This is a genomic window from Azoarcus sp. Soil_N_20 (genome assembly GCF_057656155.1).
Map to the genome: position 1 here is coordinate 572,568 of NZ_JBDGKX010000001.1, position 23,961 is coordinate 596,528.

23 protein-coding genes are annotated in these 23,961 nt (G+C 66.4%); 3 read left to right on the forward strand and 20 right to left on the reverse strand.

The window, feature by feature from the left end; all coding sequences use genetic code 11:
• Positions 1 to 148: 148 nt before the first annotated feature.
• From AC3A35_RS02665 to AC3A35_RS02725, 13 genes are all read right to left on the reverse strand, one after another.
• Positions 149 to 1,186 (reverse strand): RNA methyltransferase, encoded by a 1,038-nt coding sequence (locus AC3A35_RS02665; protein ID WP_487434348.1) that lies wholly within the window; start codon positions 1,184 to 1,186, stop codon positions 149 to 151.
• Between the two features lie 101 nt (positions 1,187 to 1,287).
• The gene (locus tag AC3A35_RS02670; RefSeq protein ID WP_487434350.1) at positions 1,288 to 1,593 is read right to left on the reverse strand and encodes a hypothetical protein; all 306 of its coding nucleotides are present in this window, start codon (positions 1,591 to 1,593) and stop codon (positions 1,288 to 1,290) included.
• A 284-nt stretch (positions 1,594 to 1,877) separates the two neighbouring features.
• Positions 1,878 to 2,255, reverse strand: coding sequence for a ribbon-helix-helix domain-containing protein (locus tag AC3A35_RS02675; RefSeq protein WP_487434351.1), 378 nt, complete (start codon positions 2,253 to 2,255; stop codon positions 1,878 to 1,880).
• 94 nt (positions 2,256 to 2,349) lie between these two features.
• Complete coding sequence (locus AC3A35_RS02680) at positions 2,350 to 2,928, reverse strand: DJ-1/PfpI family protein (RefSeq protein ID WP_487434352.1); 579 nt, start codon at positions 2,926 to 2,928, stop codon at positions 2,350 to 2,352.
• A 254-nt stretch (positions 2,929 to 3,182) separates the two neighbouring features.
• Positions 3,183 to 4,235: a class II fructose-bisphosphate aldolase gene (gene fba, locus AC3A35_RS02685; protein ID WP_487434353.1), complete on the reverse strand. Its 1,053-nt coding sequence runs from the start codon at positions 4,233 to 4,235 to the stop codon at positions 3,183 to 3,185.
• Positions 4,236 to 4,246: 11 nt separating this feature from the next.
• Positions 4,247 to 5,506: a phosphoglycerate kinase gene (locus tag AC3A35_RS02690; protein WP_487434354.1), complete on the reverse strand. Its 1,260-nt coding sequence runs from the start codon at positions 5,504 to 5,506 to the stop codon at positions 4,247 to 4,249.
• Positions 5,506 to 6,516, reverse strand: a complete 1,011-nt coding sequence (gene gap, locus AC3A35_RS02695) for a type I glyceraldehyde-3-phosphate dehydrogenase (RefSeq protein ID WP_487434355.1) — start codon at positions 6,514 to 6,516, stop codon at positions 5,506 to 5,508. The genes AC3A35_RS02690 and gap (AC3A35_RS02695) overlap by 1 nt, the downstream gene beginning before the upstream one ends.
• 43 nt (positions 6,517 to 6,559) lie before the next feature.
• A complete protein-coding gene (gene tkt, locus AC3A35_RS02700; protein ID WP_487434356.1) occupies positions 6,560 to 8,587 on the reverse strand; it encodes a transketolase in 2,028 nt (675 codons plus the stop codon).
• 191 nt (positions 8,588 to 8,778) lie between these two features.
• Positions 8,779 to 9,657 (reverse strand): phosphoribulokinase, encoded by an 879-nt coding sequence (locus tag AC3A35_RS02705; protein ID WP_487434357.1) that lies wholly within the window; start codon positions 9,655 to 9,657, stop codon positions 8,779 to 8,781.
• 12 nt (positions 9,658 to 9,669) lie between these two features.
• Positions 9,670 to 10,758 carry a class 1 fructose-bisphosphatase gene (locus tag AC3A35_RS02710; RefSeq protein ID WP_487434358.1) on the reverse strand — a complete coding sequence of 363 codons (1,089 nt, stop codon included), beginning with the start codon at positions 10,756 to 10,758 and terminating at the stop codon, positions 9,670 to 9,672.
• 24 nt (positions 10,759 to 10,782) lie between these two features.
• Positions 10,783 to 11,784, reverse strand: coding sequence for a CbbX protein (gene cbbX / locus AC3A35_RS02715; RefSeq protein WP_487434359.1), 1,002 nt, complete (start codon positions 11,782 to 11,784; stop codon positions 10,783 to 10,785).
• Positions 11,785 to 11,878: 94 nt separating this feature from the next.
• Entirely contained in the window at positions 11,879 to 12,304 is a 426-nt protein-coding gene (locus tag AC3A35_RS02720) for a RuBisCO small subunit-like domain-containing protein (protein WP_487434360.1), read from the reverse strand.
• A 129-nt stretch (positions 12,305 to 12,433) separates the two neighbouring features.
• Complete coding sequence (locus AC3A35_RS02725) at positions 12,434 to 13,900, reverse strand: form I ribulose bisphosphate carboxylase large subunit (RefSeq protein ID WP_487434361.1); 1,467 nt, start codon at positions 13,898 to 13,900, stop codon at positions 12,434 to 12,436.
• A 92-nt stretch (positions 13,901 to 13,992) separates the two neighbouring features.
• On the opposite strand from AC3A35_RS02725, the gene AC3A35_RS02730 reads away from it, so the two are divergent.
• Positions 13,993 to 14,913, forward strand: a complete 921-nt coding sequence (locus AC3A35_RS02730) for a LysR substrate-binding domain-containing protein (RefSeq protein WP_487434362.1) — start codon at positions 13,993 to 13,995, stop codon at positions 14,911 to 14,913.
• 143 nt (positions 14,914 to 15,056) lie between these two features.
• Positions 15,057 to 16,922 (forward strand): diguanylate cyclase, encoded by a 1,866-nt coding sequence (locus AC3A35_RS02735; protein WP_487434363.1) that lies wholly within the window; start codon positions 15,057 to 15,059, stop codon positions 16,920 to 16,922.
• A 15-nt stretch (positions 16,923 to 16,937) separates the two neighbouring features.
• On the opposite strand, the gene AC3A35_RS02740 is transcribed toward AC3A35_RS02735, so the two are convergent.
• The 4 genes from AC3A35_RS02740 to pyk all read right to left on the reverse strand — a co-directional run bounded on the left by AC3A35_RS02740 (position 16,938) and on the right by pyk (position 20,815).
• On the reverse strand, positions 16,938 to 17,363 hold the full coding sequence (locus AC3A35_RS02740; protein WP_487434364.1) for a gamma-glutamylcyclotransferase family protein: 426 nt from the start codon (positions 17,361 to 17,363) through the stop codon (positions 16,938 to 16,940).
• Complete coding sequence (locus AC3A35_RS02745; RefSeq protein ID WP_487434365.1) at positions 17,360 to 18,025, reverse strand: hypothetical protein; 666 nt, start codon at positions 18,023 to 18,025, stop codon at positions 17,360 to 17,362. Before AC3A35_RS02745 ends, AC3A35_RS02740 begins: the two co-directional genes overlap by 4 nt.
• A gap of 130 nt (positions 18,026 to 18,155) precedes the next feature.
• Positions 18,156 to 19,220 (reverse strand): class II fructose-bisphosphate aldolase, encoded by a 1,065-nt coding sequence (fba, locus tag AC3A35_RS02750; protein WP_487434366.1) that lies wholly within the window; start codon positions 19,218 to 19,220, stop codon positions 18,156 to 18,158.
• A 149-nt stretch (positions 19,221 to 19,369) separates the two neighbouring features.
• Complete coding sequence (gene pyk / locus AC3A35_RS02755) at positions 19,370 to 20,815, reverse strand: pyruvate kinase (RefSeq protein ID WP_487434367.1); 1,446 nt, start codon at positions 20,813 to 20,815, stop codon at positions 19,370 to 19,372.
• 149 nt (positions 20,816 to 20,964) lie between these two features.
• On the opposite strand from pyk, the gene AC3A35_RS02760 reads away from it, so the two are divergent.
• Positions 20,965 to 21,375 (forward strand): hypothetical protein, encoded by a 411-nt coding sequence (locus AC3A35_RS02760; RefSeq protein ID WP_487434368.1) that lies wholly within the window; start codon positions 20,965 to 20,967, stop codon positions 21,373 to 21,375.
• A gap of 126 nt (positions 21,376 to 21,501) precedes the next feature.
• On the opposite strand, the gene AC3A35_RS02765 is transcribed toward AC3A35_RS02760, so the two are convergent.
• From AC3A35_RS02765 to gap (AC3A35_RS02775), 3 genes are all read right to left on the reverse strand, one after another.
• Positions 21,502 to 22,686, reverse strand: a complete 1,185-nt coding sequence (locus tag AC3A35_RS02765) for a phosphoglycerate kinase (RefSeq protein ID WP_487434708.1) — start codon at positions 22,684 to 22,686, stop codon at positions 21,502 to 21,504.
• Positions 22,687 to 22,752: 66 nt separating this feature from the next.
• A complete protein-coding gene (locus AC3A35_RS02770) occupies positions 22,753 to 22,932 on the reverse strand; it encodes a hypothetical protein (RefSeq protein ID WP_487434369.1) in 180 nt (59 codons plus the stop codon).
• A gap of 12 nt (positions 22,933 to 22,944) precedes the next feature.
• Positions 22,945 to 23,958, reverse strand: coding sequence for a type I glyceraldehyde-3-phosphate dehydrogenase (gap, locus tag AC3A35_RS02775; RefSeq protein ID WP_487434370.1), 1,014 nt, complete (start codon positions 23,956 to 23,958; stop codon positions 22,945 to 22,947).
• Positions 23,959 to 23,961 lie beyond the last annotated feature (3 nt).

Below are 23,961 nucleotides of genomic sequence, written 5' to 3' on the forward strand. Positions count from 1 at the left end.
TTGGGCGGCCCGCCCCGGTCGGACAACTGTTCGAGGCCGGTCAGCGATTCCGGTCCGGGCCGGAGTGGCCGGGTTCGCGGCACGATGCGCGGTCATCGGTGACGGTCGACCGGTGCGCGCCCGGCTTGAAGCCGTGAGCCGGATCGATTCAGGCGGCGGCCTCGTCGGCCTGCCGCGGGCGGCGTTCCAGCCGGATCGTCCGTGCACGCAACTGACCGCAGCCGGCGTCGACCTCCTGTCCCGCCGAGTGACGGAGTTTGGTGAGCACGCCGTGCCGGTGCAGCCACAGCCCCAGCTCGGAGGCACGTTCCCAGGACGGGCGCTTGAAGTCGAGTTCGGCCACCGTGTTGTACGGGATCAGATTCATGATCGCGTACTTGCCGCGCAACAGACGGACGATGCCTTCCATCTCGTCCATGCTGTCGTTGATGCCGTCGATCAGGGTCCACTGGTACTGGATCGGATAGCCGGTGCTGCGGGCATAGCGTTCTCCCTGCGCCACCAGTTCGGTGGGTTCGAAGCGGGGCGCGCGCGGCAGCAGTTGCGCGCGCAGTTCCGCGCGGCTCGAATGCAGCGACAGCGCAAGCGCCGGCTTTACCGCCATCTGCGGCAGGCGTTCGAACACACGCGGGTCGCCCACGGTGGAAAACACCAGGTTCTTGTGACCGATGCCGCCAGCGGTCCCGAGGAGCTCGATCGCATCGACCACGTTGTCGAGGTTGTGGGCCGGTTCGCCCATGCCCATGAAGACCACCTTGCGCACGGTCCGGCGGCTGCGGCCGAGAACGACCTGGGCCACGATCTCGGCGCTGCCCAGTTGGCGGATCAGGCCGTCCCGCCCGGTCATGCAGAACACGCAACCCACCGCGCAACCGAGCTGGGTCGACACGCACAGGCCGTCGCGCGGCAGGAGCACGCTCTCCACTGTCTGGCCATCGGCCAACTCCACCAGCAACCGCGCCGAGTCATCGTTGCCCGGGTGCTCGGAGCGCAGTCGTGCGAGGCCGTGCAGGCCGGCCATCAGCTCGGGCAGGGCGTGGCGGACCGGCTGTGGCAGAAAGTGTTCGGCCGGGCGGCGTCCGCCATCGAGCGGCTGGCCCTGAAGCCAGGCCCGAAGTATCCGCTGCTGATGACAGGGCTTGGCGCCGAGTTCGGACAGGCGGGCGGTGATCTGTTCGATGCGCATGGGACGTGGATTCTAGCCCGACACCGGGTAGACAGCAAAAAGCCCCGACGGCATTGCCATCGGGGCTTGCAGCCTGCGGTCCCGGGAGACCGCGGCAGGTATTACTTGCCGGCGCTTTGGAACTTGGCCATCGCGGTCTGGCTGACTTCGGTCGCCAGCGCGGTGAAGGCTTCGCCCTGAGCTTGCAGGAGCTTGAACAGCGCGGTGTTGGCATCGACGTTGAAGCGGACCAGCTCTTCCGGCGTCTTCAGCTTGGTCGCCTTCTGGGCTTCGGACTGGAAGAAGGCCATCAGCTCTTCGCTGGCTTTCTTCTGCAGTTCGATGGACTTGCCGATGGTCTGGGCTTGAATCGCCATCAGGGCTTGAACGGCTTCGATCGGGTTCTGGAAATCGGGTTTTGCGGCCATGGTGTTGCTCCTTTGGTTATGTTGCAGTGCAGCAATTGACGCCAATGTACTCCTTTGAGATTTGGTGTCAAGCTTTTTTTGCAAACGCATCCGGTGGTGCGCCCGCGGGCAGAAAAGAGGCGACGCGTGTCTTCACCGGGCACCACACCGGCTCCGGATACGCGTATCAGAGCATTCGCGCTTTGCATGATGATGAACTGTGCCGGGCGATGAGCGATCGCGAGCTCGGACGGTCGTGCCGCAGCGGGCGGGCAGTGGCGCGTGCTGGCGCCAGGCACGAAGTCCTAAGCGGCCGTGCGCACCGGCGCTCCGCTCAGCCGCTGTTCGCCGGCGAGCACCTTGGCTGCGTTCAGGCTGCGGATCGGCACCGAATTGTCGGCGGGGATCAGCCCGATGACCTGCAACTGCAGATAGCGGGTGCAGCTCACGCGCAGGAAGGAGGTGAAGTTCGCACGGTCGTGCGGGGCGCCGGTGTCGGGCAACTCATCGTGCAAACGGGTGACGAGTTGGGGCACGCTGAGTCCGTCGCGCTGGCCGATCTCCTCCAGCACGCGCCAGAAGATGTTCTCCAGGCGGATGCTCGTCGCCACGCCACGCAGGCGAACGGAGCGTGCGCGGCAAACGTAGAGATCGGGGTCGGCGTTGGTGAAGATCTGGCACATGGGCGACTCCGCGGGCAATGATCACACAGGCATTGTAGGTGCTGATCGCAGCGTTCGCGACACGCCGCTCCGGCCGGCACCCGATGCCGCACGATCAGTGGCTGATGCGGGTGCCGAGCACGGCAAGGAACTGCGCCAGCCAGGCCGGGTGGGCGGGCCAGGCCGGCGCGCTGACCAGATTGCCGTCGGTGACGGCCTGGTCGATCGGGATGTCGGCGTAGGTGCCACCGGCCAGTTCCACTTCGGCACGGCACGCAGGATAGGCGGAACAGCGCCGGCCCTCGAGCACGCGGGCGCCGGCCAGCAGCTGCGCGCCGTGACAGACAGCCGCGACCGGCTTGTTGGCAGTGAAGAAGTGACGCACCGCGGCAATCACCTTGTCGTTCATCCGCAGGTATTCCGGGCCGCGCCCGCCGGGGATCACCAGCGCATCGTAGTCCGCAGGGTCGAGTTCGTCGAAGCTCGCGTTCAACGCGAAGTTGTGTCCGCGCTTCTCGGAGTAGGTCTGATCGCCCTCGAAGTCGTGGATGGCGGTGGCGATCGACTGGCCGGCCTTCTTGCCCGGGCAGGCCGCATGCACTTCATGGCCCACCGCGAGCAGGGTCTGGAACGGCACCATGGTCTCGTAGTCTTCGCAGTAATCGCCGCAGATCATCAGGATTTTCTTGCCCATCGTCGTCTCCTCGAATTGTGTGGACACACGCGCTCGGCGGCGTATGGCTGCCGTACCACTGCCGAGCGGTGGTGACGAGTCTGGGCGAAGTCGGGGCCTCGGGGGTGGTACCCCGTTGTGACGTGAGGGTGTGGCGCGGGCTGGCGCAGGCGCTGTGGCAGTGGTGGGGAACGGAAAAAACCCGCCATCTTGCGATGGCGGGCGAAATACCCGAGAAGGGAAGGGAGTCTTGGGACTCGGGTAGGTGTTGTCGCTCAGGCCGCCTTTTTCGGCGCGTAGCGGCGGGCGATGGCGTCGAGGGACAGCGGTTTGATGCGGCTGGCCTGACCGGCGCAACCGAAGGCTTCGAAGCGCTCGCGGCAGATTCCGGCGGCAGCGTCGCGCGCGGCCTTGAAGAACTTGCGCGGGTCGAACTCCTTGCGATCGGTGTCCACCAGGCGACGCAGTGCCCCGCTCATCGCCAGCCGCAGGTCGGTGTCGATGTTGATCTTGCGCACCCCGTTGCGGATGCCTTCGACGATGGCCTCGACCGGCACTCCGTAGGTTTCGCCGATGTCCCCGCCGTGTTCGCGGATGATCGTCAGCCACTCCTGCGGCACGCTGGAGGAGCCGTGCATCACCAGGTGGGTGTCGGGGATGCGACGGTGGATCGCCGCGATTCGCTCGATCGCGAGGATGTCGCCGGTGGGCGGGCGGGTGAACTTGTAGGCCCCGTGGCTGGTGCCGATCGCGACTGCCAGCGCATCCACCCCGGTGGCGGCGACGAAGTCCGCCGCTTCCGCCGGATCGGTGAGCATCTGGCTGTGGTCGAGGGTGCCTTCGGCGCCGACTCCGTCCTCCTCCCCGGCCTGACCGGTCTCGAGCGAGCCCAGGCAACCGAGCTCACCCTCCACCGACACCCCCACCGCGTGCGCCATGTCGACCACGCGGCGGGTCACGGCGATGTTGTAGTCATAGCTTGCGGGGGTCTTCATGTCTTCCATCAGCGAGCCGTCCATCATCACGCTGGTGAAGCCCGCGCGGATCGATTGCTGACACACCGCCGGGCTGGAACCATGGTCCTGGTGCAGGCAGATCGGGATGTCCGGCCACTGCTCGACCGCGGCCTCCACCATTTTTTTCAGGAAGGATTCGCCGGCGTAGCCGCGGGCGCCGGCCGAGGCCTGCAGGATCACCGGGCTGTCGGTGACCGCGGCGGCCATCATGATCGCCTGGATCTGCTCCATGTTGTTGATGTTGAATGCGGGAATGCCGTAGTCGTGGTCGGCGGCGTGGTCGAGCAATTGACGCAGTGAAATCATGGCCATGGGGACGCTCCTTAGTTGTATTGGGGCTCGTGCTCGAAAGCCGGCACCGGATTGATCCGCCTGCTGTTGGGCCGCGCCCGGGCGCGCAGCGCGGCGACCGCAGGCAGTTCGCGGCCTTCGAGGAACTCGAGGAAGGCGCCGCCGCCGGTCGAGATGTAATCGACGCGGTCGGCGACCCCGAACGCGGCAATCGCGGCCAGGGTGTCGCCGCCGCCGGCGATGCTGAAGCCGGGGCTGGCCGCGATCGCTTCGGCCAGGGCGCGGGTACCGCCGGCAAAGGGTTCGAGCTCGAATACGCCGAGCGGCCCGTTCCATACGATGGTGCCGGCGTCGGCGAGTTCGGCGGCGAGTTGTGCGGCACTGGCGGGGCCGATGTCGAGGATCATGTCGCCATCGCCCACGCTGTCGATGCTGCGCACCCCGGTCCACGCATCGGCGGCGAAACGGTCGGCGACGACCACGTCCTGGGGCAGCCACAGGCGGGCCCCACGCGCAGCCAGGCGCTGTTCCACCCGGCGCGCGGCCTCGGCCAGATCGGGCTCGGCGAGCGATTTGCCGATGCCGTGGCCGCGCGCCGCGATGAAGGTGTTGGCGATGCCGCCGCCGACCACCAGCAGGTCCACCTTGTCAGCCAGCGATTCCAGAATGGCGAGCTTGGTCGATACCTTGGAGCCGCCGACGATGGCGACCAGCGGCCTCGCCGGCGCGGCGAGCGCGGTGCCGAGCGCATCGAGTTCGGCGGTCAGCAGCGGGCCGGCACACGCCATCGGGGCGGCGAGCGCGAGCGCGTGCAGCGTGCATTCGCTGCGGTGCGCAGTGCCGAAGGCTTCGTTCACATAGACATCCACCCAGCGCGCGATGCGTGCCGCGAGTTGCGGGTCGTCGGCTTTTTCGCCACGGTTGCCACGGCAGTTTTCGAGCACCACCACCTCACCGTCGGCGAACTCGAAGTCGCCGTCGATCCAGTCCTTCACCAGCGGCACCGGGCGTCCGAGCAGGGCGGACAGGTGGGTGGCCACTGCAGCCAGACTGTCGGCGGCGGCGAGTGCCCCTTCCTGCGGGCGGCCGAGGTGGGAGGCGATCGCGAGCGCCGCGCCGGCATCGAGGCAGGCGTGGATGCCGGGCAGGGTGGCACGGATGCGGCTGTCGTCGGCAATGCCGCCGTCCGCCGTGAGCGGCACGTTGAAGTCGGCGCGCATGAACACCCGGCGGCCGGCGAGGGCGCCATTGCCGATCAGGGTATCGAGGCGCAGAAAGCTGTCGGTCGCCATCACTCGGCCTCCATCATCGCGCACGCGGTGTCGAGCATGCGGTTGGAGAAGCCCCACTCGTTGTCGTACCAGGCGGTGACCGTGACCAGGTTGTGGTCGACCTTGGTCAGGGTGGTGTCGAACAGGCTGGAGTGCGGGTTGTGGTTGAAGTCGCACGACACCAGCGGCAGCTCGTTGACCGCGAGGATGCCGCGCAACGCACCGTGGGATGCTTCGCGCACGAGGTCGTTGACCTCGGTGACGCCGGTCTCGCGCGCGGCGAGGAAGGTGAAGTGGGTGAACGACACATTGGGCGTCGGCACCCGCATCGCATAGCCGTCGAGCAGGCCGGCGAGTTCCGGCAGCACCAGCCCGACCGCGGCGGCGGCGCCGGTCTTGGTCGGGATCAGCGACTGGGTGGCGGAGCGCGCGCGGCGCAGGTCGGCGTGATGGACGTCGATCAGCACCTGGTCGTTGGTATAGGAATGCACCGTGACCATGTGTCCGCGCACGATGCCGAGCGGGCGGTGCAGGGCGAAGGCGAGCGGGGCGAGGCAGTTGGTGGTGCAGCTCGCGTTGGAGACGATGCGGTGGCTGCGGCGCAGCACCTGGTCGTTGACCCCGTACACGATGGTGGCGTCGATGTCGGCACCGCCGGGGGCGGAAATCAGCACCTTGCCGGCGCCCGCTTCGAGGTGGGCGCCGGCCGTGGCCCGGGTGGTGAACAGCCCGGTGCATTCGAGCACCACGTCCACGCCGAGCTGTTGCCACGGCAGGCGGGTTGGGTCACGCTCGGCGAGCACGCGGATGCGGTCGCCGGCGACGCTCATCTCACCGTCACCGACCTCGACCGGATGGGCAAAAGGGCCGTGGATGCTGTCGTAGCGGGTCAGGTGGGCATTGGTTTCGGGGCTGCCGAGATCGTTGATCGCGACGATCTCGATGTCGTGCTGTTTGCCGTACTCGTAGTGGGCGCGCAGCACGTTGCGGCCGATGCGGCCGTAGCCGTTGATCGCGACTCTGATGGTCATGGGTGTCTCCTCGAGTGATGATAGCCAGGTAATTGAGCGGTATTCAGAGCAATCGGCGGGCGGTGTCGGCGACCCGTTCGGGCGTCATCCCGAACAGTGCGGCGAGTTCGCCGGCGGGGGCGGAGTCGCCGAAGCGGTCGATGCCGACCACGGCCGCGCGCGGGGCGCCGGCGAGGTATTTCCACCAGCCGTCCGGGTGCGCGGCTTCGACCGCGACCCGGGGGATGCCGGCGGGCAGTGCCGCGCCACGCCAATCGGCGTCCTGGCGATCGAAGGCAGCGGTGCAGGGCATGGACACGACGCGGGTCGGAATGCCGTCGGCTTCAAGCAGGGCACGGGCCGACATCGCCAGCGCGACCTCCGAGCCGGTGGCGATCAGCACCATGGCCGGGCGTTCGCCCTGCGCTTCGGCCAGCACGTAGCCGCCGCGGGCGATCGCGCCGAGTTGCTCCGGATCGCGTGTTTGGTGGGACAGGTTCTGGCGCGACAGGGCGAGCAGGCTGGGACCGTCGGCGCGCAGTACCGCTGCGTTCCATGCGGCCTGGGTTTCGACCGCGTCGCACGGACGCCACACGTCGAGCCCGGGGATCTGGCGCAGGCTGGGGATGTGTTCGATCGGCTGATGGGTGGGGCCGTCCTCGCCGAGGCCGATCGAGTCGTGGGTCATCACGTACACCATGCGCTGGTGCATCAGTGCGCTCATCCGGATCGCGTTGCGCGCATAGTCGGAGAACACCAGGAAGGTGGCGCCGAAGGGCAGGTAGCCGCCGTGCAGGGCGACGCCATTGAGCGCCGCGGCCATGCCGAATTCACGCACGCCCCAGTTGATGTGGCGCCCCGGCTGGTCGGCGCGCACTGCGCCGCAGCCGGGCCAGTCGGTGAGGTTGGAGTGGGTGAGGTCGGCGGAGCCGCCGAGCAGTTCGGGCAGCGCGCGCGCCAGCCGCCCGATGGCCTGCTGACCGGCCTTGCGGCTGGCCACCGTGGCCGCTTCGTTGTGCACCCCACGCAGGATGGCGTCGGCGAGCACGCGAAAGCCGGTGGGCAGGGCGCCGGCCATGCGGCGGGTGAATTCGGCGGCGGCGTCGGGCCAGGCGGCGCGGTAGGCGTCGAAGCGCTGCTGCCAGTCGGCTTGGCACGCGGCGCCGGTGATGCGGGCGTCGAAGCTGGCGCGGACTTCCTCCGGGATCTCGAACGGGGCGTGATGCCAGCCGAGGGCGTCGCGGGTGGCGGCGATTTCTTCCTTGCCGAGCGGGGCGCCGTGGATGCCGGCAGTGCCGGCGCGTGCCGGGCTGCCGCGGCCGATGGTGGTGCGGCAGCAGATCAGCGTGGGGCCGACGTCGTTGTCGGCGTTGGTGCGCGCATCGCGCAGGGCGCGGTCGACGGCGTCGACGTCGTGGCCGTCCACCTGTTCGATGACGTTCCAGCCGTAGGCGCGGAAACGCGCCGGGGTGTCGTCGCCGAACCAGCCGGCGACATCGCCGTCGATCGAGATGCGGTTGTCGTCCCACAGGGCGATCAGCTTCGACAGGCGCTGGACGCCGGCGAAGCTGGCCGCCTCGTGGCTGATGCCTTCCATCAGGCAGCCGTCGCCGAGGAAGACCCAGGTGTGGTGGTCGACGATGGCATGGCCAGGCTGGTTGAACTCGGCGGCGAGGAGTTTCTCCGCGAGCGCCATGCCGACGGCGTTGGTGAGGCCCTGGCCGAGCGGACCGGTGGTGGTTTCGACGCCCGGGGTGAGGCCATGTTCGGGGTGGCCGGGGGTCTTGCTGTGAAGTTGGCGGAAGCGCTTGAGTTCGTCGAGCGGGAGGTCGTAACCGGTGAGATGGAGCAGGCTGTAGAGCAGCATCGAGCCGTGGCCGTTGCTGAGCACGAAGCGGTCGCGGTCCGGCCAGGCGGGGTCGGCGGGGTTGTGCTTGAGGTGACGGGTCCACAGCGCGACCGCAATTTCGGCCATGCCCATGGGCATGCCCGGGTGTCCGGACTGGGCGGCTTCGACGGCGTCGATGGCGAGGAAGCGCAGGGCGTTGGCGCAGAGGGTGTCCTGCGCGGTCTGGGATAGGCGCATATTCATGGGAGCTGGTCTCCGGTAGTCGTGAATTCGAGGTTCAGGTCGCGCCGAGCGCTAATTGCTCCGAACCGCCCGCTGTACGGGGCATTTGCTCCGTGGGCTGCGGAACTCGCCCTGCGGGCTCGGACAGTCCTCGCCCACTGCACAAACGCCCCATACATCGGGCTTGGCTGCGTGCGCGTCGGGACCGTGGGTCACAGCAGCTTCCTCCGCCGCTCCATCAGGCGCCAGATGAAGGGGGTGAAGATCAGCTGCATCGCCAGTTCCATCTTGCCGCCCGGCACCACGATGGTGTTCGCCCGGCTCATGAAGCTGCCGTGGACCATGTTCTGCAGATACTGGAAGTCGATCCCCTTGGGGTTGGCGAAGCGGATCACCACCATCGATTCGTCGGCAGTCGGGATGGTCCGGGCGATGAACGGGTTGGAGGTATCCACCATCGGCACGCGCTGGAAGTTCACATGGGTGCGGGCGAACTGCGGCACGATGTAATGCACGTAGTCGTGCATGCGGCGCAGGATGGTGTCGGTGACCGCCTCGGTCGAATAGCCGCGCATGTTCTTGTCGCGATGCAGCTTCTGGATCCACTCCAGATTGACCACCGGGACCACCCCGATCAGCAGATCGGGGAAGCGCGAGACGTCGATGCCGTCGTGTTGCACCGCGCCGTGCAGACCCTCGTAGAACAGCAGGTCGGTGCCCGTCGGAATGTCCTCCCAGGCGGTGAAGGTGCCCGGTTCCTGCTTGTAGGGCTCGGCCTCCTCGCGGCTGTGCAGGTATCTGCGACGGCGGCCGCTGCCCGATTCGGCATAGGAGCGGAACAACTGCTCGAGTTCGGCGAACAGGTTGGCTTCGGAGCCGAAGTGGCTGAAGTGCGACAGCTTGCCGCCGGACTCGGCCTCGGCGAGCTTGGCGCGCATCGCCATGCGGTCGTGGGCGTGGAAGCTGTCGCCCTCGATCACCGCGGCGGTGACGGATTCGCGGCGGAAAATCTCCTCGAAGGTGCGCTGCACGGTGCTGGTGCCGGCGCCGGAAGAACCGGTGATGGCGACGATCGGATGGCGTTCGGACATGATGGTCCTCCCTTACTGTGAGAATGCGGGGTCGTTGAACAGCGAGCGGCTGTTGAACAGCGGCAAGGGCGTGTCAACGGTGCCGAACAGCGGATCGGCGTGATAACGCTCGATGCGCTCGACCTCCTCCTTCGAGCCGAACACGAAGCCGATGCGTTGATGCAGGGACTCGGGTTGGACATCGAGGATCGGATGTTCTCCGGTGGAGGCGCGACCACTCGCCTGTTCGATGATCAGGCCGATCGGATTGCACTCGTAGAGCAGGCGCAGACGCCCGGGCCGGACCGGATCCTTGCGATCGCGCGGGTAGAGGAAGACGCCGCCGCGCATCAGGATGCGGTGAGTCTCGGCCACCAGCGAGGCCACCCAGCGCATGTTGAAGTCGGTGCCGCGCGCACCGCCCTTGCCGGCGAGGCACTCGTCCACATAGCGGCGCACCGGTGGCTCCCAGAAGCGGGCGTTGGAGGCGTTGATGGCGAACTCGCGGGTGGCTTCGGGGATGCGGATGTCCGGATGAGTGAGGAAGAAGTCGCCGATGATCGGGTTGAAGGTGAACCCGGCCACCCCGTTGCCGACAGTCAGCACGAGCATGGTCGACGGGCCGTAGATGGCGTAGCCGGCGGCGACCTGGCGGGTGCCGGGCTGCAGGAAGTCCTCGGGTTCGGCATCCTCGCCCGGCGTGGGGGCGCGCAGGATGGAGAAGATCGAGCCGACCGACACGTTGACGTCGATATTGGACGAGCCGTCGAGCGGGTCGAACACCAGCAGGTACTTGCCGCGGGTGTCTCCTGCGGGAAGCGGAATCGGCGCCTCGTTCTCCTCCGACACCATGCCGGCCAGCCCGCCGCCCCAATGAGTGGCGCGCAGGAAGATCTCGTCGGCGAGCACGTCGAGTTTCTTCTGCTGCTCACCCTGCACGTTGGCCTGGCCGTAGTCTCCGAGCATATTGGCCAGCGCGCCGTGGGCGACCGCGCGCGAGATTGCCTTGCACGCCTGGGCGACCTGCAGGATCAGGGCGTTGAGTTCGCCGGTGGCCTCGGGGTGCTGGCGGCGGTTGTCGATCAGGTATTCGGTCAGGGTGCTGCGGTCGATGCTGAACATGGCAGTGGCCTCGAAGTGCGTGATTCAGTAGTCGATGCGGTCGGTGCCGCGCTCGGGGTCGAAGTCCACATCGCGTTCGTCGTCGGTGAGCGTGCGGGTGGCTGCGGCTGTGAACTGGCGGCTGGCGCGGACGTCGGCCTCGGTCAGGGTGGTCAGGGCGATGGCATCGACGGTCGCGCCCGACTCGAACAGGCGCAAGGCCTGGCGCATGCGCATGCGGTCGAGGGCGTTGCGGATGCTGCGCGCATTGGCGAAGTGCGGGCGGGCACGGCGCAGGGCGATGTATTCGTTGAAGGCGAGCCGGGCGGCCGGGTCGAAACGGTAGTTCCATTGCGACAGCATGCGCTCGGCGATCTCGCCGAGTTCGGCGGTGCCGTAGTCGGGGAAGTCCACATGGTGAGCGATGCGCGACTTCATGCCGGGGTTGGACTCGAAGAAGTGCTCCATGCGTTCGGCGTAGCCGGCGAGGATCACCACCAGGTCGTCGCGCTGGTTCTCCATTACCTGAAGCAGGATCTCGATCGCTTCCTGGCCGTAGTCCTTCTCGTTCTCCGGGCGGTAGAGGTAATAGGCCTCGTCGATGAACAGCACCCCGCCCATGGCACGCTTGAGCACCTCCTTGGTCTTGGGCGCGGTGTGACCGATGTACTGGCCGACGAGATCGTCACGGGTGACCGCCACCACATGGCCGCGTCGGCAGTAGCCGAGGCGCTGCAGGATCTCGGCCATGCGCATCGCGACCGTGGTCTTGCCGGTGCCGGGGTTGCCGGTGAAGCTCATGTGCAGCGAGGGCGCTTCGGTCGCCAGCCCGAGACGCTGACGCACGCGGTCGACCAGCAGCAGGGCGGCGATCTCGCGCACCCGGCGCTTGACCGGGGCGAGGCCGACGAGGTCTTGCTCGAGTCGTTCGAGCACATCGGCGATGCCGGCTTCGGCGTACTCGGCGGCGAGGTCGATGCGGTGCTCGGCCACCGGCCGGGCGGTTTCCCCGGGAGGGGCCAGATGCTGAAGGTCGCTTGCGGTCATGATGGTCTCCTGCGGTACAACGGATGGTGGCGCGCATGCGGTGGGTCGGGCGGGACGGTGCAAGATCGCGAGATCTCGCACCGCACGGCGTCCGTCAAGCGCTGTAGCGTTCGCCCTCGGGGCTGCGCAGCACGGCGTAGCTCTCCAGCCGGTACTGCAGTTTGCGGCCGTCGGTTTCCTGGCGCACGAGGCGGAAGCCGGGCTCCACGGACGGGCGCTGGGCGATGAAGGACATCCGCACCGTCTCCCAGCCGCGGGTCGAATCGAAAGCGTTCACGCGGATGTAGTGTTCCGGCTGCGCGTCGCGGCAGGCGGCGAGTTCCTGCATCACGCCGGCGGGGTCGGCGAGGTCGAACATCGGCAGGCCCCACATCGACCAGTAGTTGTTGCGCGGATGGGGATCGTCAGTGTATTCCAGCGAAACCGCCCAGCCCTGTTGCAGGCAATAGGCGACCTGGGCGGCGATCTGGGCGTCGGTGAGGTCGGGCAGGAAGGAAAAGCAGCCTTGGGTGATGCGCATGATGGTGTCTCCTCTATGTTCGGTCGTGGCGCCGGCCGGGGGGCCATTGCGCCTCGGGATACGGGTCTCGGCGTCGAGCCCTGTTCCGGGCACGGCGCCGGGCGGGTTTCAACCCGCCGCTTCTCGCCCTTACGCCGTGGTCGGCGTGGCCACGAAGTCCGACGTGTCGGTACTGGTGTAATTGAAGGTGATGTCACCCCAGGTATCGAGCGCGGCACGCAGCGGCTGGCACCATTTCGCGGCTTCGACGAGGATCTGCGGGCCTTCATTCACGATGTCGCGGCCTTCATTGCGCGCCATCACCATCGTCTCCAGGGCCACGCGGTTGGCCTGGGCGCCAGCCTGGATGCCCATCGGGTGGCCGATGGTGCCGCCCCCGAACTGCAACACCACTTCGTCGCCGAAGAGGTCGAGCAACTGGTGCATCTGCCCGGCATGGATGCCGCCCGAGGCAACCGGCATCACCTTGTTCAGGCTCGCCCAGTCCTGGTCGAAGAACAGGCCGCGCGGCAGGTCCTGTTTGGTGACGGTGTCGCGGCAGACGTTGTAGAAGCCCTGTACCGTCATCGGATCGCCTTCGAGCTTGCCCACCGCGGTGCCCGCGTGCAGATGATCGACGCCGGCCAGACGCAGCCACTTGGCGATCACGCGGAAGCTCACCCCGTGGTTCTTCTGCCGGGTGTAGGTACCGTGGCCAGCACGGTGCATGTGCAGGATCATGTCGTTGTCGCGGCACCAGTTGCTCATCGACTGGATCGCCGTCCAGCCGATGACGAGGTCGATCATGACCACGCAGGAGCCGAGATCGCGAGCCAGTTCGGCGCGCTTGTACATCTCTTCCATGGTCCCGGCGGTGATGTTGAGGTAGTGGCCCTTGATCTCACCGGTCTGTGCCGCGGCCTGGTTGACCCCTTCCATGCAGTACAGGAAGCGGTCGCGCCAGTGCATGAAGGGCTGCGAGTTGATGTTCTCGTCGTCCTTGGTGAAATCAAGCCCACCGCGCAGGCCTTCGTACACCACCCGGCCGTAGTTCTTGCCTGACAGGCCGAGCTTGGGCTTCATCGTCGCGCCCAGCAGCGGACGGCCGAACTTGTCCAGGCGCTCGCGCTCGACCACGATGCCGGTCGGTGGGCCGCGGAAGGTCTTCACATAAGCCACCGGAAACTGCATGTCCTCCAGGCGGCAGGCTTTCAACGGCTTGAAGCTGAACACGTTGCCGATGATCGAGGCGGTGAGGTTTGCGATCGAGCCTTCCTCGAACAGATCGAGGTCGTAGGCCACCCAGCAGAAATACTGTCCTTCCTGTCCCGGCACCGGGTCGATGCGGTAGGCTTTGGCACGATACATCTCGGAGGCGGTGAGGCGGTCGGTCCACACCACGGTCCAGGTCGCGGTGGAGGACTCACCGGCAACGGCCGCAGCGGCTTCGATCGGATCCACGCCCTCTTGCGGAGTGATGCGGAAGACCGCCAGGATGTCGGTGGCCTTGGGTTCGTAGTCGCCGTCCCAGTAGCCCATCTGCGCGTATTTGAGCACGCCGGGCTGATAGCGCTTCTTGGGATCGAGGATTTGCTGCGGGGTATCGGGTGCGCCCATGTCGGTCTCCTTTGGTCTGGTGATGAGACATTAAGGATTTAGTGAGATAAGCTCCAATGATGAATATTGTGCATTTGAGATAAGGTTTTCTGATGAAACTCGCGCAACGTCTGACCCTCAGGCAGATCCGCGCCATTGTCGCCGTGGCCGAAACCGCCAGCTTCACCCTGGCCGCGCGTCTGCTGCATCTTACCCAGCCGGCAGTATCGATGCAGATCAAGGAGTTGGAGGCGATCGTCGGGCAGGTGCTGGTCGACGGCCGGCGCGAGATTCACCTGACTTCCGCGGGGGAGGTGTTCGTGCGCCGCGCGCGCGAGGCATTGGCGGCGCTGGAAATGGCGGAAGTCGAGCTCAAGTCGATGCGGGGAGTGGCCTCGGGGACCTTGGAGGTGGTGGCGATCACTACCGCGGAATATTTCGTGCCCCATCTGCTGGCCGAGTTCGGCCGCCGCCATCCCGACATCAAGTTTCGACTCACCGTGGAGAACCGCGATCGTGTGCATGCCCTGCTGCAGGAGCAGCGCGCCGACCTCGCGATCATGGGTCAGCCGCCGCGCGGCATGACGCTGCGCCGGATTCCGTTCGCCCCGCATCGGCTGTCCTTCGTCGCGCGGCCGGATCATCCGCTCGCCGGGCGGCACCATATCCTGCCATCGGCGCTGGCCGGCGAGCGCCTGTTGCTGCGCGAGCGTGGCTCGGGCACGCGAACCAATCTGGAGCGCTTTCTGCGCGCACACGGCATCAAGCCGCTGGCCGCGGACGAACTCGGCAGCAATGAGACCCTGAAGCAGGCGGTGATGGCGGGGATGGGCATCGCCTTCCTGTCGCATCACACCTTTGCGATGGAGGTCGAAAGCGGCCGCCTGGTACGGCTGGATGTGCAGGACACGCCGGTGATCCGTGAGTGGAACGTGCTGGTACAGGCCGAGCGGCCGCTGACCCCCGCACTCGAGGCCTTGCTCGAATTCCTGCAGTCGGACGGTGCGGCGATGATGCGCGCGATCAGTCCCTGAGCAGCCGGAAAGGCGGGTTCCGCTGATGCCCCGGGGGCGCACATCGGGCGGTACGGCGAGTATTGTCTATTTTAGTAAAATGGTTATATCTGCGATAATCGCCGGCTTCAGACGCAGTCAACGCCATCGATGTTGGAGCATGCATGAATCTGAACCGCAAGATCACGCTCCTGCTGGCCGCAGTGGCACTCGGTATCCTGCTGACGCTTGCCCTGATCAGCCTCTACGCCTTTCGTAGTTTCTCGATTTCGTCGTCCACGGCGCATGTCCGCACGGCGGCGGAGATGGTGCGGGTACATCTGACCGAAGCCATGATTCATGGCGTGATCGACAAGCGCGAACAGTTCCTCGCTCGCCTCAAGGAGGTGGAAGGTTTGCTGTCGGCGCGGGTGATCCGCTCGCATCACGTCAACGCGCAGTTCGGCAAGGGCATGGCCCAGGAGGAGGCTGCAGACGAGATCGAACGCCAGGTCTTGGCGAGCGGCCAGGCCCACTACGCGTTGAACGACACCAGCGCCGGGGCGGCGTTTCGCGGCACCATCCCTTTTGCCGCCACGTCGCGCGGCGTTCCCAATTGTTTGCAGTGCCACCAGGTGACCGAGGGTACGGTACTCGGCGCGGTGACGATCGAGTTGTCGCTGGAGGAGATCAAGCGCACGGCGCTGGTGGCGGTGGCCATCATCATGCTGGCGGTGGCGCTGTTCTCGCTGGCGGCGCTGATCCTCGCCCGCCGCCTCATCGTGCCGGTCGGGGAAGCCGCGCAGGCCGTCGAGAAGGCGGTACAGCGCGCGCTGAAAGGCGATTTCAAGGGACGCCTGGAGCAGAGAACCGACGACGAGATCGGCAAGATTGCCAGTCAGACCAACAGCCTGCTCGCGTTCCTCGACGAGGGTCTGTCGCGCATCAGCCAGCGCGTGGTGCAACTGACCGGTCGTAACCCGGGGCAGGACGAGAACCAGCTCGAAGCCACCATCGACATGGTCAATGGTCTGGCCGACGCGTCGACGTTCAAACAGGCGATCGAAGAGGACGAGCACAAGCGCGAGATCTACGATCGTTTCGGCAAGGTGCTGGTCGAGCGCTTCGGCATCCGCGAGTTCTCGATCTATGAGACCGAGGGCGCGAAGCAGATGGTGCCGATCGCGGTCGACGGCCTGCCGGGTGGCGAATGCCGCTGGTGTGATCCGCAGATCCTGGGGCGCAGCGACATGTGTCGTGCGCGGCGTACCGGACATCTGGTCGACGGCCTGATTCACCCCGGGCTGTGCTACGCCTTCCGCCAGCCTGCCGACGCGAGCGAGCCGCGACGCCATTACTGCGTGCCGATCATCCAGTCGGGCACCGTGGGCAGTGTGATCCAGCTGGTGGTGGCCGAGCACGACGCCGCCGCGCTCGCGGAGCAGGTGCCCTATGTCCACGTCTATCTGCGCGAGATGGCGCCGGTGCTCGAGGCCAAGCGCCTGACCGAAACCCTGCGCGAATCGTCGCTGCGCGATGCGATGACCGGGCTCAACAACCGCCGATTCCTCGAGGAGTACGTCGATACCCTGATCGCCAACGCGCGGCGGCGCAAGATGCCGCTGGCGGTGATGATGCTCGATCTGGACTACTTCAAGGTGGTCAACGACACCCACGGCCACGATGCCGGCGATGCGGTGCTCAAGGCGCTGGCGGGCGTGCTGCGGCAGGCGGTGCGCGCGTCCGACATGGTGATCCGCTTCGGTGGCGAGGAGTTCCTGATCGTGCTGCAGGATGCCGATCAGAACGCGGCGCTGAAGGTGGGGGAGAACATCCGCCAGACGGTCGAGGCAATGAAGGTGCAGATCAACGGTCTGGTGCTGCAGAAGACGATTTCCGTGGGCCTTGCCATGCTTGCCGATGACAACAACTCGTTCTGGCAGACGGTGAAATTCGCCGACGTGGCGCTGTACCGGGCCAAGGAGAGCGGCCGCAACCGGGTGGTCGCGTTCGAGCCGGAGATGTGGAGCGGACAGAGCGAAACGTACTGAGCGCTCGCCCCGTCTTCAGATCCGCGTGTAGCCGAGATAGCGGCGCTCGAAGCGTTGTCGGCCTTCGCGCAGGAAACGCGCATAGTCCCAGTCGCCGGGCAGCAGCAGGGCGGCATGTTCGGGGCGGAAGAGGTAGGTGTCCGCGTCGACCGTGCTGCCGTCGGCGAACGTCACCCTGACCTCGCGGCGGACATACTGCTCGCCTTCGAACGTGTCGAGGCGGGCGATGGCCGATGGCGGCAGGTCGTAATACAACACCCCGCGGACTTTGCCGTCGCCTGCCGGCACCATGCCGGGATAGTCTTCATCGCGCACCGGGTGGCGGCTGAAGCCCTCGAGCACGGCGGGGGTTGCCGCGAGCGCCACGCCACAGACGGCGAACATGATGTTTTCGCACATCAGCGAGCCGTAAGTGAAGCAGTGACGGCGGGGCGCGCTCATGCGTGCTTCTGCCAACTTGCGATGAGCGGCGTGCGGGAGCGGGCGATCTCGGATACCGCGACTTCGATCACCGGGCCGCTCAGCGTATGCCCTGCGCACGAGGCCGGCAGGCGAACACTGCCGGCGACGACGGTGATCTCGTCCTGCTTTGCCTGCAGCCGGTGCTGGCGGTCGCGCTCGCCGACCATCACGCTGCCGTTGGTCAGGTTGAGGGTCGCCGTCAGGCGCGCATCGGCACCCGAATTGAGCCGGGCCTCGACTGTGCACGGCACCAGACGGTAGTCGTTGACCATCGCCAGGGCCTGACGGCGCAGGAAGCGCTGCAGTTCGTCGGCAGCAGCCGGCGCCTTGGCAGTTGCCCGGTGACCGAGCTGGTCGAGTTCGTCGTCGGTCAGATGCGGGGCGGCAGCGATCAGCGCTTCACGCGCGATGGTGGGCGCTGCCAGATTGCGGACGTCGAGGTGGTGGTGGTGGCCGAGGATCGCGGCGCCCGCTTTGGCGAGTTGCTTGGCGGTGACCGTCGGCATGCCCTGGAAGACCAGTGGGCCGAGCAGACTGTGCATTTCCCGGCACAGGGCCTCATGGTCGGAGGTCGCCAACGCACCCGGCGCCGCGAGCTCGAAGTCGAAAGTGATACGTAGCCTGAGATTGGCCTTGGACATCGTACGGTGCTCCTCCGTGATGCCCCTGATTATGCGTTAACGCCCGCTTTGTGCGCATCCGGAATGTGCGGATACGGCGGAGAACGCAGCACGCGCCCCGAAGGCCGTCCGTCGCCGGGGCGGTGCGGATTCAGCGCACGATCTGGGTCAGTTGCCCCGACTTGTAGCGCGCTGCCATGGCGTCGAGCGACAGCGGCTTGATCTTCGAGGCCATGCCGGCGCAGCCGAAGGCTTCGAAGCGGGCCTTGCACACCTGCTTTGCGGCTTCGCGCGCCGGTTTGTTGAACTCGCGCGGGTCGAACTTGGACGGGTTCTCGAACAGGAACTTGCGCACCGCGCCGGTCATCGCCAGACGGATGTCGGTGTCGATGTTGATCTTGCGCACGCCGTACTTGATGCCTTCGACGATCTCCTCGACCGGCACGCCGTAGGTTTCCTTCATGTCGCCGCCGTACTGGCGGATGATCTCGAGCAGTTCCTGCGGCACCGAGCTCGAGCCGTGCATCACCAGGTGGGTGTTCGGCAGGCGCTCATGGATGGCCTTGATGCGCTCGATCGCGAGAATGTCGCCGGTGGGCTTGCGGGTGAACTTGTAGGCGCCGTGGCTGGTACCGATGGCGATCGCGAGCGCGTCGCAGTCGGTCTGCCGGACGAAATCAGCGGCCTGGTCAGGATCGGTCAGCAACTGGGAGTGGTCCAGCGTGCCTTCGGCGCCGACGCCGTCCTCCTCGCCGGCCTGCCCGGTCTCGAGCGAGCCGAGGCAGCCCAGTTCGGCTTCCACGGTCACCCCGATGGCGTGCGAGAACTTCACCACTTCGCGACTCACCGCAACGTTGTAGTCGTAGGACGAGGGGGTCTTGCCGTCTTCGAGCAGCGAGCCGTCCATCATCACGCTGGAGAAACCGGAGCGGATCGCGCCCATGCAGATAGCCGGGCTCTGGCCGTGGTCCTGGTGCATCACCACCGGGATGTTCGGATAGGCCTCGACTGCCGCGGCGATGAGGTGGCGCAGGAAGGCTTCGCCGGCATATTTCCGCGCACCGGCCGAGGCCTGCATGATCACCGGGCTGTCCGCTTCGGCGGCTGCTTCCATGATGGCCTGGACCTGTTCCAGGTTGTTTACGTTGAAGGCCGGGAGACCATAGGCGTTTTCGGCAGCGTGATCGAGCAGCTGACGCATGGATACGAGAGGCATGGAAAATCTCCGAGGGCGCCGGCGCAGGGCGACCGGTAGGTGCGGGTAGATAAGGACGGCATTCATTTTATCCCGTGAGCCGCTCCGGCCGGAACAGGCTCACACGGATTGAGACAATCGCAACGGTGACAAGGTGTCACCCGACCGGCTTACTCCAGGCTGCCCGGGTGGGGATGTTCGCCGACCCGCACGATCTTGAGCGTATTGGTGCCGCCCGAGGCGCCGATCGGCTCGCCGATGGTCAGCACGATCAGGTCGCCATAATCGACCACGCCCTGGTCGAGCAGGATCTGCTCCGCTTCCCACAGCAGCAGGTCACGATCATAGTGGGTCTGGCTGATCAGCAGCGGATAGACCTCGCGGTACAGCGTCATCTGGTTGCGTGCGCTGACTTCCGGCGTGATGGCGTAGATCGGCACGCCGCTATTGAGGCGACTCATCCACAACGCGGTGGAGCCGGTCTGGGTGAGCGAGGCGATCGCCTTCACCTTGAGGTGATAGGCGGTCCAGATCGCCGCCATCGCGATCGACTGGTCGATGCGGGTGAACACGCGGTTCAACACTTCGCGGTCGAGACTGACCTCGGCCGACTTCTCGGCTTCCAGACACACCCGGCTCATCGCCTCGACCACCTCGACCGGGAACTGGCCCGAAGCGGTCTCGGCCGAAAGCATCACCGCGTCGGTGCCATCGAGCACCGCGTTGGCCACATCCGACACTTCGGCGCGGGTCGGGACCGGACTGAGGATCATCGATTCCATCATCTGGGTGGCGGTGATGGTGAGCTTGTTGCGATCGCGGGCCGCGCGGATCATTTTTTTCTGTAGTGCGGGCACGGCCGCATCACCGACTTCCACCGCAAGGTCGCCGCGCGCGACCATGATCCCGTCCGAGGCGTCGAGAATCTCGTCGAGATTGGCCACTGCCTCGGTGCGCTCGATCTTGGCGATCAGCAGGGCGTCGCTGCCCGCGGCGCGCAGCAACTGGCGCGCCATGTACATGTCGGCGGCGCTCTTGGGGAAGGAGACCGCGACAAAATCGACCCCGATCTGGGCGGCGGTCTTGATGTCGTCCATATCCTTGGCGGTGAGCGCCGGTGCGGTCAGCCCGCCGCCCTGACGGTTGATGCCCTTGTTGTTCGACAGTTCGCCGCCGACCCGCACGCGGGTGTGGATTTCGTGGCCGAGTACCCGCTCGACGACCAGTTTCAGCCGACCGTCATCGAGCAGCAAAACGTCGCCCGGCTTCACATCCTTGGGCAGGTCCTTGTAGTCCAGCCCGACCCGTAGCCCGTTGCCGATTTCGCACCGTGCATCGAGAATGAATTCGGCATCGCGACTGAGGGTGACCTTGCCGGCCTCGAACTTGCCCACCCGGATCTTCGGTCCCTGCAGATCGGCGAGGATGCCGACCGGCCGCCCTGCGCGTTCCGAGGCCTCACGGATGGTGTTGGCGCGGGCGACATGGTCCTCCGCCTTGCCATGTGAGAAATTCATCCGGACCACGTCGATGCCGGCATGGACCATACGTTCGAGCACGTGCGCGTCGGTCGAGGCGGGGCCGAGGGTGGCGACGATCTTGGTGTGGCGGGACATGCGGTCTCCTGTTGTTGTGACGACGCGGGTTGGTCCAGCGCATAGTGGGGAGCAGGCCGCCCGTGATTCTAGCGGAGTGGTGGCCGATGGGGCGGGGCGACGGCGCCGGCTTCGTGTTCTATGCTAAAAACAAAGACATGGGGAGGTGAATGATGAGCGACATGGGAATCCTGCTGATACTGGCCGCGGGGATTGTGCTGGCGTGTTTCGCGTTTCTGAAATGGAGCGGCGGCAAGGATGCGGAGGAACTCGACCTGGGGGGGGATAGCCGCGTGGCGTCTTTCCATGCGGTGGAGGTGCGCTCGGCGGGCGGCGCGTGTGATGCCGCCCGCGCCGTGCGCGGCAAACGCTTCCTGTCGACCGAGGCACCGCCCATTCCGCTGCCGTCCTGCAAACGGAGCGCGTGTTCGTGCGTGTATGTCCATTTCGACGACCGGCGATCGGTCCAGCGGCGCGACGTCTACCTGCACAAGGCGTACGAAGTCGGCGAGCGTGTAGAGGAACGCCGGGCCAAGAATGGACGGAGGCAGTCCGACCGCATGTTGTTCGGTCCGCATTGATTCGGGCAAGCGCACAGGCTCGCGTGGATGTTCGATTCACGCCGGGACGGGAGTGACCGGCGCGGCGGGTTCGCGGACCCGGCCGGCGGATGACAGCCGCCTTGCGGTGGCTGTCATCCCGGTGCGTCAATCGTTATACCGCGCTTCCAGCGCCGCGATCGCCGGGAGCGTCTTGCCCTCGAGGAACTCGAGGAAGGCGCCGCCGCCCGTCGAAATGTAACCGACGTCGTCGGCAATATGGAACTTGGCGATCGCTGCCAGGGTGTCGCCGCCGCCGGCGATCGAGAACGCCTCGGAGTGGGCGATGGCCGAGGCCATCATCTTGGTGCCACCGGCGAACTGGGCGTGCTCGAACACCCCGAGCGGGCCGTTCCAGACGATGGTGCCGGCGTGAGCGATGATGTCGGCGAGCTTGGCCGAGGACTTCGGACCGAAGTCGAGGATGCGGTCGTGGGCGCCGACCTCGTCCACCGGAATGCGGTTGGCGCGCGCCAGTGCCGAGACTTCGTCGGCCACCACCACATCGACCGGCAGCGGTACTTCGGCGCCGCGGGCCTTCATGATGTCCATGACCTGCTGCGCTTCGCGCACCATCTCGGGTTCGGCGAGCGACTCGCCGATGCGTTTGCCCGCGGCGAGCAGGAAGGTATTGGCGATGCCGCCACCGACGATGAGCTGGTCCACCTTTTCGGCCAGCGTCTTGAGGATGGTGAGCTTGGTCGACACCTTGGCGCCGCCGACGATGGCGACCAGCGGCCGTGCCGGGGCGTGCAGCGCCTTGGACAGGGCGTCGATCTCGGCGCCCATCAGCATGCCGGCGCAGGCCACCGGGGCGAAGCGGGCGATGCCGTGGGTCGTGGCCTCGGCGCGGTGCGCGGTACCAAAGGCGTCATTGACATAGATGTCGCACAAGGCGGCCATCTTCTGTGCCAGTTCTTCGCTGTCTTTCTTCTCGCCCTTGTTGCAGCGGCAGTTCTCCAGCAACACGATCTGGCCGGGTTCGACGGTGAAGCCGCCGTCGACCCAGTCGGTGATCAGCTTCACCGGCTTGTGCAGCAACTGCCCGAGGCGCACCGCGACCGGGGCGAGGGTGTCATCGGGGCCGACGGTCCCTTCGGTGGGGCGGCCGAGGTGGGAGGTGACCATGACCGCGGCGCCGTTGTCCAGGCAGTACTGAATGGACGGGATGGAGGCGCGGATGCGGGTGTCTTCGGTGATGTTGCCGGCGTCATCCTGCGGCACGTTGAGGTCGGCGCGGATGAAGATTTTCTTGCCGCGCACATCGAGCTCGGCGAGTTTCTTGACTTGCAGGGGCATTTGGAGATTCCGGAAAGAAAGAGGCCGGGCGCCCGAAGGAGGCCCGGCCCGATACTGTGATTACTGGTAACTGTCTTTGCGCGCGTCATGGTTGACACCCACTGGCACGCCGCGTGCGCCGCCGATGGCACCGTCGGTGTAGATCAGGCTGCCCCGACCCTTGTAAACGGTCTCGAAGCGGTGGCCGTCGGTGTCGAAGTGGAACGGGATCCACGCCTTGCCGGTCATGACGGTGCGCATGTCGGTGCCGCGTCAGGCCTGGGCCAGCGCCTTGGCCGCATCCAGCATGCGGCAGGAATAGCCCCATTCATTGTCGTACCAGGCGAGCACCTTGACCAGATTGCCCTCCATCACGCGGGTCTGGGTGGCATCGAACACCGAGGAGTGCGAGTCGTGATTGAAGTCCATCGACACCAGCGGTTCGTCGTTCACCGCGAGCACGCCCTTGAGCGCGCCCTTGGAGGCTTCGATCATCAGGCTGTTGATCTCTTCCTTGGTGGTGGCGCGGCTGGCGGTGAAGGTGAGATCGACCAGCGACACGTTGATGGTCGGCACGCGCAGGGCGAAGCCGTCGATCCGGCCCTTGAGCGCGGGCAACACCAGGCCGACGGCCTTGGCCGCACCGGTCTTGGTCGGGATGATGTTGTGCGCGGCGGCGCGGGCGCGGCGCAGGTCCTTGTGGCGCACGTCGACCAGCACCTGGTCGTTGGTGTAGGCGTGGATGGTGGTCATCAGGCCCTTCTCGATGCCGATGTTGTCCTGCAGCACCTTGGCCACCGGGGCGAGGCAGTTGGTGGTGCACGACGCGTTCGAGACCACGGTCATCGCGCTCGTCAGCACGTCGTGATTGACGCCGTAGACGATGGTCGCGTCCACGTCGTCGCCGCCCGGCGCCGAGATCAGGATCTTCTTCGCGCCCTGCTTCAGGTGCACGTCGGCTTTGGCCTTGGTGGTATAGGCGCCGGTGCATTCGAGCAGCACATCCACGCCGAGGTCGCCCCAGTTGATCGCCAGCGGGTCCTTGGTGGAGTAGAACGGGATGCGGTCACCGTTGATGATGATGGTGTTCTCGCCTTCGGTCTCGACCGGGAAGGCGAAGCGGCCATGCGTGGTGTCGTACTTGGTCAGGTGGGCGTTGGTGGTCAGGTCGCCGGAGGCATTGATGGCGACGATCTCGAACTGGTCGCGCAGGCCGAGTTCGTAGAGTGCGCGGACGGTACAGCGGCCGATGCGGCCGTAGCCGTTGATGGCGATCTTGATGGTCATTGA

Bases quoted from the DNA above. Each gene is read 5' to 3' on its own strand.
- AC3A35_RS02670 (WP_487434350.1), bottom strand. From the start codon at position 1,593: ATGGCCGCAAAACCCGATTTCCAGAACCCGATCGAAGCCGTTCAAGCC.
- AC3A35_RS02720 (WP_487434360.1), bottom strand. From the start codon at position 12,304: ATGCGCATCACCCAAGGCTGCTTTTCCTTCCTGCCCGACCTCACCGAC.
- AC3A35_RS02665 (WP_487434348.1), bottom strand. From the start codon at position 1,186: ATGCGCATCGAACAGATCACCGCCCGCCTGTCCGAACTCGGCGCCAAG.
- AC3A35_RS02725 (WP_487434361.1), bottom strand. From the start codon at position 13,900: ATGGGCGCACCCGATACCCCGCAGCAAATCCTCGATCCCAAGAAGCGC.
- AC3A35_RS02760 (WP_487434368.1), top strand. From the start codon at position 20,965: ATGATGAGCGACATGGGAATCCTGCTGATACTGGCCGCGGGGATTGTG.
- AC3A35_RS02745 (WP_487434365.1), bottom strand. From the start codon at position 18,025: ATGTCCAAGGCCAATCTCAGGCTACGTATCACTTTCGACTTCGAGCTC.
- AC3A35_RS02735 (WP_487434363.1), top strand. From the start codon at position 15,057: ATGAATCTGAACCGCAAGATCACGCTCCTGCTGGCCGCAGTGGCACTC.
- AC3A35_RS02680 (WP_487434352.1), bottom strand. From the start codon at position 2,928: ATGGGCAAGAAAATCCTGATGATCTGCGGCGATTACTGCGAAGACTAC.
- tkt (WP_487434356.1), bottom strand. From the start codon at position 8,587: ATGAATATGCGCCTATCCCAGACCGCGCAGGACACCCTCTGCGCCAAC.
- gap (WP_487434370.1), bottom strand. From the start codon at position 23,958: ATGACCATCAAGATCGCCATCAACGGCTACGGCCGCATCGGCCGCTGT.
- AC3A35_RS02705 (WP_487434357.1), bottom strand. From the start codon at position 9,657: ATGTCCGAACGCCATCCGATCGTCGCCATCACCGGTTCTTCCGGCGCC.
- fba (WP_487434353.1), bottom strand. From the start codon at position 4,235: ATGGCCATGATTTCACTGCGTCAATTGCTCGACCACGCCGCCGACCAC.
- fba (WP_487434366.1), bottom strand. From the start codon at position 19,220: ATGCCTCTCGTATCCATGCGTCAGCTGCTCGATCACGCTGCCGAAAAC.
- AC3A35_RS02710 (WP_487434358.1), bottom strand. From the start codon at position 10,758: ATGTTCAGCATCGACCGCAGCACCCTGACCGAATACCTGATCGACAAC.
- gap (WP_487434355.1), bottom strand. From the start codon at position 6,516: ATGACCATCAGAGTCGCGATCAACGGCTACGGCCGCATCGGCCGCAAC.
- pyk (WP_487434367.1), bottom strand. From the start codon at position 20,815: ATGTCCCGCCACACCAAGATCGTCGCCACCCTCGGCCCCGCCTCGACC.
- AC3A35_RS02740 (WP_487434364.1), bottom strand. From the start codon at position 17,363: ATGAGCGCGCCCCGCCGTCACTGCTTCACTTACGGCTCGCTGATGTGC.
- AC3A35_RS02730 (WP_487434362.1), top strand. From the start codon at position 13,993: ATGAAACTCGCGCAACGTCTGACCCTCAGGCAGATCCGCGCCATTGTC.
- AC3A35_RS02690 (WP_487434354.1), bottom strand. From the start codon at position 5,506: ATGGCGACCGACAGCTTTCTGCGCCTCGATACCCTGATCGGCAATGGC.
- cbbX (WP_487434359.1), bottom strand. From the start codon at position 11,784: ATGACCGCAAGCGACCTTCAGCATCTGGCCCCTCCCGGGGAAACCGCC.
- AC3A35_RS02770 (WP_487434369.1), bottom strand. From the start codon at position 22,932: ATGCGCACCGTCATGACCGGCAAGGCGTGGATCCCGTTCCACTTCGAC.
- AC3A35_RS02675 (WP_487434351.1), bottom strand. From the start codon at position 2,255: ATGTGCCAGATCTTCACCAACGCCGACCCCGATCTCTACGTTTGCCGC.